We start from the raw sequence: 12,467 nt of genomic DNA, 5'->3' as shown, positions 1-12,467 counted from the left end.
TTTTTCAATGCATGCGTAAACGTCATTTTTTCATATTAGCATTCTTTGTTATTGGCTGTCGAGCTAAATATGCCGGGTTTATTCCAATGTACAAGGACGAATTCATTGGTACAACTAATGAAAGATCATTCGAACTTATTGAATCATTAACTGGCTACATCATTCGCTTTCAGCCTAGTTATGACTGTACGAATGACTCTATTATAAATAACTCAACTTCAATAATCAGACTGGACAATGGAGATACTGTAACTGTTTATTCACCGTGCCAACTAGATAACCTTGAAATTGGAAGTTTGGTAACGGTTGAACCTGTGAGCTTACATGGTAGATCTATTCAACAAACAAAACGAGAGGTCATCCAACAATTCCCAAAGAAACATCAGAACTATCCATATTGGGAGTGTTTTTCCTGTAAATACCCGAATACTATTGGCAAAGTGGTTGCTCAAGAAAGGGGCTAGATGCGAAATATCAATATGCTTTGTACACACTTTCTTAATTAACTAAAACCTTGTAGATAATGTATTAATCTACGTTTTGTCATGGCCTATTTCCGCTAAATACTATTAATTTGCCATGATTTTAACTGATTAACTAACCAGACCAATGAAGTCTTTAAAGCTTATTCCATTCCTAATTTCATTCTTATTAATTGAGTCCTGCGGGCTGTTAGAGCAAGAAGAAATAGAAATTCCTGATTATGCCTCAGATTTAGTAGGTAACTATGAAGTGATTTATTCTAGTAAATCATTCACCTCCTTATCGTCCATAGTAAAGGTGGAGAAAAGTAGCAATGATGAAATCTTGATTATACCTTCCGTCCAATCTGGACATCATGCATTCACAGCAACGCTAGCTTTAACTACAACGGATAATTTAGGTATAAAAATTAGTGAACAAGCTTCAGGAGATATTACCATTACTGGTGGCACACTCCAAAACTCGACTTTCAATGGAGGGTACTTGTATGAGGACAGTACTTTCGTTTATACCGTTGTTTATACCCAGAATGGTGTATCGGATACAGTGCTTGCTGTTGGCAACTATACATTTGATGAATTTGGAAGTGAGGAAGATAACGGCGGTGGAAATGGTGGTGAAGAGCCTGTTCTGGCTTCCTTCCCGGTTGATACGTTGTTTGAGAGTGGAGAAGATATCTGGATGTTCGACTTTCTGGATGTAGGTCACGGAATTGTTTATTCTGAAACAGCAGTATCCAAAAGTCTTCATGTGACAAGTGATGGTGGAACTACCTGGACTAAACAGGATTGGAGTGGAGATAGAATTAGGGATATTGAATATTTTGATGCGAATAAAATCCTTGTTTCAACTGGTACCACTTACTTATCGGAAGATGGAGGAACCACCTGGGAAAACGTTGTTTCAAGTGATTTTGTCACTGCATATGGTAACTCTCATTTTGTAACTTCTTATTTCCATTCCACAGACGGGAGGACTTGGTCGGAGATTATCTTCGACACTTCAGAGTTTGAAGATTTTGGTGCAGGCATGTTTGATGCATATTACTATGATGAAACACATCTTTTTGCATTCTTTAGAGATGGGTCAAACGGTAATATTTATGTAGGAACATCAGCAGATGGTGGTGCTACTATTAAAATCATATCACAACCAATCAATTCCTATGTAAATGGAAATGTATTCGTAAGCGAGTCGGAGGGCTTTGCTATTGGAGATTTTGGTGGTATTATTCATACTGCAGATGGTGGGATCAACTGGGAAATTGTATCTGGAACATCTGAAGAGCAGTTCGGGCATGGAATTCACATTGATGGACAATATGGTTTTGCTATGTACAACTATCCTCTGTTTACCAATAACGGAGGTGAAAGTTGGACTAAAATTTATGATCCAAGACAAGAATGGGAGTATTTCATTGCAACAGGTTCAGGTTCATCGATGATTGGAATGGGTGAAGAAGTAATATACACAGATGGTGCAAACGGCGGGAGACTCTATAAAATTGACCTATCGGAAGTGGAGTTCCCTGAGGACTGATTTATTGTTTTGTTCGGTTAAAAAATCAGAATGAATGGATGTTGAATTCTAATAAGGTAGCAGTCTTCTGTTTTTCATTAGTTCTATTGGTTTGTTCCTGTGCTCCAAAGCGTACCTGTGAAGATTACCGTAATGGTCAGTTTAGAATCACTGACTGGGACAATGATATGAGTTTTTGAATCATGAGGCAAGATTCTATTCAGGTAGAAACGAAGGAGGGAACAGGAGATACCTCTCGATATATTGTTCGATGGTTGGACACCTGTGAATATCAGTTGGAACTTGTAGAAGGAAACCCGGAGATGATGGAATTTTTCAAAGGGAGGTCACTAAACGTTGAGATTTTGGAAGTACTCCAAAACGGATATCAATACAAGTCCTATTTTGAAGGAACAGAAATGGTGTTTTACCAAAATCTTACTAAAATCGATTAGTCGAGTGGTTGGTTTGTTTCACCGAAAAGAAGTCAACTTCCATTGTAAGTTACTTTTATGCAAGACCTAGAAAGGTTAGATTAGGGTATTGATCAGCAATGTTCAACCCTTAACACCTTGAAAGAATGAGAAGCATCACGACCTTTTTTGTCGCCTTGTTATTATTCTCCACTCAACTCACCGCTCAAGAATCCCTAACCGAAAAGGCAGAAACCCTGGATGATAATTCGCGATTAGTTATCAGAAAACGAGCTTATGAATTTTTAAAAACCTGGAATCCATCTGCAGATGAAATTCGTCCTATAGAAAAAGAACTAAGTGAGAAAATACTTGAGAACAAGCAGAAGCGCAAAGACCCGGAAAAAGGGACCGAAAAGATTCGTGAAAGGTATGAAGAGACAGTAGAACAAGATGGAAAAGAGCGTTCCTTTCTTGCAGAAAGCTTTGCCCAACCCATGCTTCATGAATTGAGTGAGGTGGGAATTCAACTTCCTCCAGAAGATATCTACACTGCCCAGTATGTAATTAAGTTTGTATTAGGTGTACCTCGATTCAATAGCAGAGAATTGGATGTGGACGATCATGATCAAATGGCTCACGAATTAACAAGCCTTATTTCTACTTATCCAGACAATGACGCACATGATCAGGAAATTGATGGGCATGTAATTGCCGTTTTTACAGAAGAAGCCAATGCATTTTTTGAGAAATTTGTGGCTAGAAATCGCGCAGATTATGAAAGTGGAATTGGCGCTTCTTCAGGTCCTATTACCGGACTGGTTGGGATGACTTGTCAGGAAAAATACAATTACCTAAAGTCAAAAGGAATTATGCATTGATTCCGTATAGGATTAGATAAAGTACTATTTTGTTTCATCAATAGAAAATAGTGTTCGCTGTTGTATTCATTTCTTAGTTCCAATAATAGACCGATTATCCTACGATTTACATTTTTCTGCTGACCATGATTTAAGAATGTCTCTTTTATTATAAAGGATAAAAGAATGATACAGGATTGTTAGACGCTGCTCCTCTTAATAATCCAAATAATCTAATTCCTATTTAGATACATTGCATGTTAGAAGTAATTTTCTTCTTGTGAATTTGTTCCAGAAGTTTACAATCCTAGCTGAGTATAGATGCCTTAGTTTATACGATTTGAGAATTAGTAGTTAGGTATAATCACTTGATAAGTAGGATTTTGAAAATTAATAAGGGGTAGGAGTAGGTATAGTACCTATTTACTATCAACAATATGTACTTGCATATTTTCAGCCAGAAACTTCCGCTATATTTAATTAATAGAAGTCACTGCCTATGAAGTTCCGCTTGAACACCATACCCTTACATGATAAGATCACATTTTTGGTGTGTGTAGTAGCTGTGGTTATCTCTTCATGTTTAGGATATTACGCCTATCATCGTATATATGACCTTAGTTATGAGAAAGCCATTGACAAGTTGGCAACTGACACTAGGCTAATGTCAGGACAAGTTTCCAGTCAATTTACTCGTATATATGATGATTTATTAATTATTTCTGGAACACCTCCATTTTCAGGCATAATTAGAAGTAAGGAAAACCTGGGAATTGACCCAAAAGATGGGTCTTCAGAGGATGTTTGGAAATCAAGGCTGTCGGAAATTTTCTTTTCTGTAATGGAAGAGCGGCCTTATTACATGCAAATGAGATATATCGGACTTTCCGATAATGGTAAGGAGCTGGTAAGAGTAAACCGATCAGACGAAGATTTGGTGATTGTATCTGACCCAGAATTACAAGAGAAAATAGGTGAGCCTTACATGCTTAATTTGGATGGCTTGCTGAAAGATCACGTTTACTTTTCTGATGTAACTTTCAATCGCGAGAATGGTAAAATAGATACCGCTCGATTGCCAACCCTTCGTGCCATTACACCGATCTTTTCAGGCTCTGAATTATTTGGAATATTTATCATCAATATCAATTACCCAGAGTTCGTCAAAGGGCTTGTAAAAGGCTTTTTACCTAATCATGACATGTACCTGGTCAATGACCAGGAGGATTACTTGATGATTAAACCAAGTGGAGAAATTTTGCCATTTGAATACCATGAAGAGTATAGCAAGCAGCCACCAAAATTCATAAGTGCCTTGAATGATGGCTTTAAGAATAATCACTTCGTCGATAATGAAGAGCATATAGCCTATTATGCAAAAATCCAAATGCCAGGACATGAAGAAATGAAGCATTTTGGAGTAGTTTTTCAAGCCACATATGATGACATCATGTTTGAGGCAATTGAAGCAAGGAACAATGCGATTTTGCTTAGTGCTATTTTCATTTTAATTTCTGGAATCGGATCCTATGTTCTTGCCAGAAATTTTGTAAAACCTTTTAGGGAAATGACCAAATCCATTGCTTCATTCAAGAGTCTACAAGAAGAATTGGTATTGCCTGATGCAGGCAGTTTGGAGTTGAAGGAGTTAGCACAGGCATTTGAGGTAGCAGTAGCAAATCTTAAAGAGAGTGAAGATATGGCCAATGTGATTTTGGAAACTGCTTCGGATGGGATCATTTCTATCAATTCTCAAGGCATAATAAGTCGGTTCAATAAATCAGCAGAACATATTTTTGGTTATTCTCCAGCTGAAATTATTGGCCATAATGTAAAAGTCCTAATGCCTGGAAATCATAGAGATCAGCATGATAATTACCTTCAAAATTATAAAGAAACAGGAGTTGCCAAAATCATGGGTAGTGAGCGGGAGGTTATTGGAATTAGATCCTCAGGAGAAGAGATACCACTTGCGGTTTCCATCAGTGAAGTGAAAACAAAGAAAGGTAGTGAGTTTACTGCTATCATACGTGACCTAACATATCGTAAGGAAACCGAAGATAGACTAAATGATTTACTCGCTGAACTAAAACGTTCCAATGCAGATTTGGATGAGTTCGCTTATGTGGCATCTCATGACCTTAAAGCACCATTAAGGGTTATTGACAATGCGTCAAGTTGGTTGGAAGAAGATCTAGATGGACAGTTGGATGAAGAAAGTCAGGAGAACTTGGCATTGCTGAGAGGTCGTGTGAAAAGAATGGAGAATTTGTTAGATGATTTGTTGGAATATTCACGAGTTGGAAAAACAAAAGATCAGCGCTATGATGAAGTAATTAATGGGTGTGATTTGCTAAATGATATACTTTTTATGCTGAATCCACCGGAACAGTTTTCAGTGACTGCTGATGAGGAATTTAAAAACATGTTGTTTCATCGTATGCCAGTTTATCAAATTCTCTATAATTTGATAAACAATGCCATAAAGCATCACCATGTGGATAATGGTAAGATTTCGATAACAGTGAGTTCAGATAAAGGAAGGAAAGTCTGTAAAGTCACCGATGATGGTCCAGGAATTGAAGAGCGTTATTTTGACAAGATTTTTCAGGTATTTCAGACATTGAAGCCGCGAGATCAAGTAGAAGGAAGTGGTATGGGATTGTCAATCATTAAAAAACATGTGGAAAGTTATAAAGGCGAGGTAGGTGTTAATTCTGTATTAGGCGAAGGCACTACTTTTTGGTTTACTCTTCCTTTAGTAAAAGACAAGTCACCCGATTCAATTAAAATGTAAGAAGCATGAATGAACAAATGTCACAAGTGAAAATCCTTTTGTTGGAAGATGATGATGGAGATGCTAAGGCAATTTCAAGAGCGTTTAAAAAAGCCAAGATTGCGAATCCAATTATCAGAGCTGTTGATGGTATAGATGGTTTGGAAATTCTAAAAGGCGAAAATGGAAAGGAAAAGCTTGAACCACCATATGTTCTTTTGGTCGACATTAATATGCCGAGAATGGATGGTTTAGAATTTATTGAGCATTTAAGACAGGATGAACAGTTGAAACAAAGTGTTATATTCATTCTTTCTACTTCCAAAAACGAAGAAGACAAGCACAAGGCTTATGAATTGAATGTGGCTGGTTATATTTATAAAGAGACCGCTGGTAGCGATTTTCTCAATTTGGTTGACTTAATGAAGATGTATTGGAGGATTGTTGAGCTTCCAAAGATTCGACAATAATATATGGATTTAGAATTGAATATACTGGTTATTGATGATGACTTGGGTGATCGCAAAACACTTAAGAGGTCATTAATTAAGAATGGATTTAATCGGGAAATTTTTGAAGCAGAGAGCATTGAAGATGCCGTTCAGTTCGAGGGTAAATTAGTTGATTGTGCTGTTGTCGATCACTATTTGCCAGGGCTGAGAGGTTTGGAAAGTGTTGAATTTTTAAGAGATAGTTTTCCTGATGCTTGTATCATTCTTATATCAGGGAAGGGTGATGAAGAGCTTGCTCGAAATGCATATAAGGAAGGTGCGGATGATTATATTCCTAAAAGGTTAATTAATGATCAGATCATTAAACAGTTAATGGTCAATGCGATTGAACGGAGACGGTTAAAAATTCAACTCGATAGAGATTTAAATGAGTTGAAGAAATTCAATATGTTACTGGAAAAGGATTTCAGTTTTCAAATGATTTCTATGAAGCAAATGACCTCTGCATTGAGTGATGCTTTGCTAAGTGAAGATCATGATAAGGTAGGAGAGTTGATAGAAAGTATGGAGGCCGAGGGTACGCATGTTCAAGGCCTTATTCAAAGCATGATACAATACCACGCACTGAGAGATGTGATTAACCCAGTGATGAAGGAGGTACGTGTTGAAGCCATTCTGGATAAGGTGAAATTACATTACAGAGATGTTTTTAAGGATAGTGAGTCTTCGTTGGATTATTCCATTTTGCCATTTGTAGAAGGGAACACTTCCCTCTTAACCAAGTTGTTTCAAAATCTGGTTTCAAATTCAATTGTGTATTGTAAAACAAAACCGAAAATTCATGTGACAGCTGAGGAGCTGGATGAAAACAAAGTACGCATTATTTTTTCTGATAACGGAGTGGGCATTAGTGAAGAACACCATGAAAGGATTTTTGAGCCATTTGAGCGAATGCCATTTAAGAATCAATATAATGGAGCGGGTCTCGGATTGGCTACTTGTCGCAAAATTGCAGAAATACATCATGGAGAAATCAGTTGCGACTCGGAAATAGGTCGAGGTTCACAATTCAAAATCACTCTGAATAAAGCTAAATCTACAAAACGTTAATTTATCAAAAGAGCATTGATAGGTTTTCCAATTACGCCCGATGATTCTATGATAATTATCAATTCAAAGTAAAAAATATCTTCTAGCGGTTTTGTAATTCGTTATTAATGAATAGATTAGGAGTAAACTCGTTAAAATTTACTCTCTATGAACTTATTTCACCTTGGCATCAAAGATGATGTTACGCCCTACATGAAAGGGAAAATTAAGTTGACCAACCAGGTGTCAACCATGTGTGCATTTATTGGATTCTTCTACAGTTTCTTTGTATATGCTCATTATCCAGAATTGGTAGTTTATCCGGCATCTCTTTTTGTAATTTCATCTATTCTTCTAGTGCTGACAAAGTTTGGTTTTGTAAGCACTGCACGGTTTCTGGCTTCCTTTGAAATGTTGGTATTGGCCTCCTTGTTTCATGCATCCATTATTCAATCAGGAGACTCGGTATTGGTTTCATTTTTCTGCTCTATGTTGGCAATGACTTTAATTCCCTGGGTGCTATTTGGAATGCAAGAGAAAAAAGAATTGATTACCTCTTTGGCTATTTGTTACGGGTTGTTGTTGTTTCAAGGAGTGCTGAACAAACAAATTGAAGTGCCTGTAGATGTTACTTTCTTTAGAGAAAGCTATTTGGATATTATGACCTATGCCTTTGCTATTGCCATAGCTATAGTATTGATGGTCATGATGAAGCAGGATAAGAGCGAGCAATACGCTTCTTGATTTTATAGATAAAAATTAGATAGAGAAAAGCGCATCATGTGTCACATGGTGCGCTTTTTAGTTTTAGCTTTCCAGAACCCCATGTTCCGATGGGGTATAAAAGAATTGCTCCATCACAATTTTTCCATTGGCTACCTGGTAGACACATACCTCATCCATTTGTATGGGCTCAGGTAAATCTTTCAGCTTTACTTTCATTTTCATTGTTAGAGTGAAGTAATTCTCCGCTACTAATGGATCTGAAACCTCAGAAGAATAGACTTGTTCTACGCTTTTATTCCATTCCATGCCTTTTTGCATTAATTGTTCCATTCCGGTAACGTTTTCAAAACGTGCTCCTTTTGGTTCGATACTATTAATAGCTTCAGCATCGTACAGCTCTTGGTAGATTTGTTCAAATTTGCCTTCTCGACAAAGAGCAACTAATTCGTTAGCAATTGTTGTTGTGTTTTTCATGTGATTGTTTTTGCTGTAAAGAAAACCTCCAGAGTGACAACCCTATGTCACAGGATTATCTGGAATTTTTATTGTCAAATGACGTTTCGTATGAAATTGAGCCTTTATCTATATATCCATATTGTTGATAGAATATCAGTATGAATATTAGCTCGCTGGATGATTATTGATTATTTTGATAACTCCAAGCCCTGAATGATGAGAAGAGTTTTTTACTGTATACTATTATTGTTGGCATTTGTCGATCTAACAGGGCAATCACCTTCCTTTAGACACTTGACAAATGTCGATGGCCTGTCGGAGAATTGGGTTAGGCAAGTGATTAAAGATAGCAGAGGGTATATCTGGATCGCCACCTCTTTAGGCTTAGACCGTTACGATGGCTATAATATTGTGAATTACAGAGCTAATATTGAGGATTCTACTGCTCTCCGTTCAAATGACATCTATCATCTCTACCTCAATTCATCTGGAGATTTAATGGTTGGAACAGGTGAAGGTGGAGTAGCACAGTTTGACTATTCTAAACAGCATTTCAAAAATTATCATATCCAGAGTGACTTAGGAGAAAACCTTCAAACCCAAAGCGTGATGCGTATGTCTGAGACGAATAATGGGTGGTATTTATTCGGTACTTATGGAGCGGGATTATTTCTATTTCACCCTGCATCCGGGGTGGTAAAACAATTTCGACATGACAATGGGGTGACAAATTCTGTTTTGAATGATCAGGTGTCAGTCATAGAGAAATTGGATGGAACTACTTTTTTGATTGGAACTATTGAAGGTGGTTTATCAAAATTAACTGTAAATGAAGCTGGTATTTGCAGTTTCGAACATTATGAAGCCACTTTAGGTAAAAGCATTTACAATGTGAAGGTCTCTAGTGCCAGGCAGTTATGGATTGGTACGGGAGGAAGTGGTGTTGTACATTATAGTAGTCTAGATCCGAATAGTAAATCGGCTGTATATGTTCACAGCGATAGGGATCCATATTCTATTGGAGCAGATTTTATTTCAGATATAGAAGAGGATAGCCAGGGCAATATATGGATTGGCAACTCTGCTTCTGGAATAGATAGATTTGAGCCCATTTCTTCACATTTTATACACTACGGAACTGGAAGTGATATGCCAGATTTGTTCCTCAGCATTTTCGATATGGGGGATATTCATCTAGACAAGCAAGGCAATCTTTGGTTTGCTAGCGGGGGAGAAGGTTTGTTTTTGTATGACCCACTGAGCGATCAGTTCCAATCCTTTGCATATGGAGGGATTATGGAAGATGGTATTATTTCATCCAATAAGTTGAGAACCATTTATGAGGAAGGAAATGGTACTATTTGGATAGGTAGTTTCTCAGGTGGAGTAAATATTTACAGTAAATACAATTCATTTTTTAGTACTTATAAGCATTTACCTGGCCAGTCCAATACTTTGACCAATAGTAGTGTGATCTCCTTCGAAGAAGTTGCAGAAGATAAGGTTTGGGTTGGTACGGATGGTGGTGGAATTAATGTTTTTAATACATCCACCAGAACGGTTGAAGAGAGTTTTGAAATGGATTTGAATGACCCAAAAAGTATAAGCTCCGATAACGTTTTACGAATTCTTAAAGACGATCAAGGTATAAAGTGGGTTGGAACCTGGGGTGGTGGACTAAATCGATACAACGATGAAACTGGAACTTTTGACCATTTTGATACGAAGTATGTTGGTAATTCATTGATCAGTAACAATATCTGGCAGCTTGAGCAAGATGAGAAAGGTCGTTTGTGGGTTGGGTCTATGCTAGGCGGCTTGCACCTGAAAGAAGAGAGTATTGATGAGTTTATTCGGTTTTATTCGAAGGATCATAAAAATCGATTGAATGAGGAGAATATTTGGAGTATACACGAAGACCGCAATGGTACATTGTGGGTTGGTGGTAAATACCTCAACAAGATCATTGAGAAGGAAAATGAGATTCTATTTGAGACCTTTTTCACGAATGATGATGATAGCTGTCTTGCAGTCAATAACAAGTCAGTAACGGCAATACATGAAGACTACAAGGGTAAGCTTTGGGTTGCTATTAGTGGTACCGGGTTATGCATGTTCGATAGAATTGAGAAGTGTTTTACATGTCTCGATGAGAACTCAGGGTTGTCCAATACCAATATTAGTGGTTTAGTGGAAAATGACGGTTTTCTCTGGATTGGTACTAATGATGGGTTATTTAGGATGAATTTGGATGATTTGTCGTTCGTTCATTTTGATAGAACAGACGGCCTTCAAGGGAACATATTTGCTCATGGCGCATGTATGAAAGACTCAAAAGGTCTTTTATATTTTGGTGGTGCTAATGGAATGAATGTCTTTGATCCTTCTAAAATTAAAATAGATTCCAGTCATTCACGTATTGCAATAACTGATTTCAAAGTTTACAACAATTCAATGGCCATTGGAGAAGGTGATAATGAATTGATGCATTTTGTAGATGAACTGAGTCAGTTATCTCTAAACAGTAATCAAAGGGTTTTTACAATAGCGTTTGGAGCCCTCAACTTTATTGCACCTGAGAAAATTGAGTATGCCTATCAGCTCGAAGGGTTTGATGACTCATGGAACTATGTAGGTGCCAATCGATCGGCAACTTATACCAATCTGGATCCAGGAACATATACCTTCAAAGTAAAAAGTAAGAATCACAGTAGGGTATGGAACGATAATCCACGTGAAATTGAGATTACGATAATTCCACCTGTTTACCAGACTCTTTGGTTTAGAATAATGGTCATATTGATCATTGCGTTGTTGATTTATGGGTATAATGATAACCGTCTAAGAACTATCAAGCGAAACCAACAGGTGTTGGAACAAAGAGTAAAAGAAAGAACCGAGAAGCTGAGTGATGAGATCGAGCAACGGATCTTAACGGAAGTTGAGTTGAGTAATGCATTAAAAGAATTACGTCAAACTCAATCACAGCTTGTACAGTCTGAAAAGCTCGCTTCAGTAGGTCGATTTGTGTCAGGAATTGCACATGAGCTTAATAATCCATTGAATTTTATCCAGGGTGGATTGGAAATCTTGAAGAACGAGGAAAATACTTCAGATGGAATCCGACTGGTAAGTGATGGATTTAAAAGATCGTCCAAAATAGTGAAAAGTCTTACCAGCATATCTTTCAATAATTCCTCAGTTTTGAAACAGGTAGAAGTGGATCAGATCATTCGAAATGCTATGCAAAACCTGAGTGTGCTGTTTCAAGAAGATATCTTACTGGAGACCAATTTGGCTATTGCAAACAAGTACTGGGTCATTCCTGATATGCTACACACCGCACTTGAGAAAGTATTTGAAAATGCTGTGTATGAAATGAAATCTAGTACAGACAAGTCATTGATTCGGGTGGCGAGTTTAGTGGATGAAGAAGATGATGTTATTAAAATTATGATTTTTAACAAGGGAAATCCTATCCCTGAAGAGATTAGAGAGAAAATATTCGACCCGTTCTTCACTACTAAGGAGCCAGGAGAAGGGATAGGACTTGGTTTGGCGATTGCGTATTATTTCATCAAACAACACGATGGTGAAATAGATGCTGTCAACCAGAAAGATGGAGTGACCTTCGTCATTACTCTACCGATAATTACCAAAGACACTTAGACAAGAAAAATACCTCTAATAGGTG

10 protein-coding genes are annotated in these 12,467 nt (G+C 37.4%); 9 read left to right on the top strand and 1 reads right to left on the bottom strand.

The window, feature by feature from the left end; genetic code table 11:
- Window positions 1-11: 11 nt before the first annotated feature.
- From NXS00_RS01960 to NXS00_RS01925, 8 genes are all read left to right on the top strand, one after another.
- Window positions 12-464, top strand: coding sequence for a hypothetical protein (locus NXS00_RS01960; protein WP_258097431.1), 453 nt, complete (start codon window positions 12-14; stop codon window positions 462-464).
- Window positions 465-609: 145 nt separating this feature from the next.
- Window positions 610-2,022, top strand: a complete 1,413-nt coding sequence (locus NXS00_RS01955) for a WD40/YVTN/BNR-like repeat-containing protein (RefSeq protein WP_258097430.1) — start codon at window positions 610-612, stop codon at window positions 2,020-2,022.
- A gap of 182 nt (window positions 2,023-2,204) precedes the next feature.
- The gene (locus NXS00_RS01950; RefSeq protein ID WP_258097429.1) at window positions 2,205-2,456 is read left to right on the top strand and encodes a hypothetical protein; all 252 of its coding nucleotides are present in this window, start codon (window positions 2,205-2,207) and stop codon (window positions 2,454-2,456) included.
- A gap of 125 nt (window positions 2,457-2,581) precedes the next feature.
- Window positions 2,582-3,295: a hypothetical protein gene (locus tag NXS00_RS01945; protein WP_258097428.1), complete on the top strand. Its 714-nt coding sequence runs from the start codon at window positions 2,582-2,584 to the stop codon at window positions 3,293-3,295.
- A gap of 478 nt (window positions 3,296-3,773) precedes the next feature.
- Window positions 3,774-6,071 carry a sensor histidine kinase gene (locus NXS00_RS01940; protein WP_258097427.1) on the top strand — a complete coding sequence of 766 codons (2,298 nt, stop codon included), beginning with the start codon at window positions 3,774-3,776 and terminating at the stop codon, window positions 6,069-6,071.
- 5 nt (window positions 6,072-6,076) lie between these two features.
- Window positions 6,077-6,520 (top strand): response regulator, encoded by a 444-nt coding sequence (locus tag NXS00_RS01935; protein WP_258097426.1) that lies wholly within the window; start codon window positions 6,077-6,079, stop codon window positions 6,518-6,520.
- A gap of 3 nt (window positions 6,521-6,523) precedes the next feature.
- Window positions 6,524-7,612, top strand: a complete 1,089-nt coding sequence (locus NXS00_RS01930) for a sensor histidine kinase (RefSeq protein ID WP_258097425.1) — start codon at window positions 6,524-6,526, stop codon at window positions 7,610-7,612.
- Window positions 7,613-7,759: 147 nt separating this feature from the next.
- Window positions 7,760-8,335 (top strand): hypothetical protein, encoded by a 576-nt coding sequence (locus NXS00_RS01925; RefSeq protein WP_258097424.1) that lies wholly within the window; start codon window positions 7,760-7,762, stop codon window positions 8,333-8,335.
- Window positions 8,336-8,398: 63 nt separating this feature from the next.
- On the opposite strand, the gene NXS00_RS01920 is transcribed toward NXS00_RS01925, so the two are convergent.
- Window positions 8,399-8,791: a SnoaL-like domain-containing protein gene (locus NXS00_RS01920; protein ID WP_258097423.1), complete on the bottom strand. Its 393-nt coding sequence runs from the start codon at window positions 8,789-8,791 to the stop codon at window positions 8,399-8,401.
- A gap of 195 nt (window positions 8,792-8,986) precedes the next feature.
- On the opposite strand from NXS00_RS01920, the gene NXS00_RS01915 reads away from it, so the two are divergent.
- Window positions 8,987-12,442 carry a sensor histidine kinase gene (locus tag NXS00_RS01915; RefSeq protein ID WP_258097422.1) on the top strand — a complete coding sequence of 1,152 codons (3,456 nt, stop codon included), beginning with the start codon at window positions 8,987-8,989 and terminating at the stop codon, window positions 12,440-12,442.
- Window positions 12,443-12,467: the final 25 nt, after the last annotated feature.

The sequence above is a fragment of the Marinoscillum pacificum genome, from assembly GCF_024714495.1.
In the GTDB taxonomy this organism is placed as follows: domain Bacteria; phylum Bacteroidota; class Bacteroidia; order Cytophagales; family Cyclobacteriaceae; genus Marinoscillum; species Marinoscillum pacificum.
Note: the sequence above shows the minus strand (reverse complement) of the source record. Positions and strands in the feature narration are given on the sequence as shown.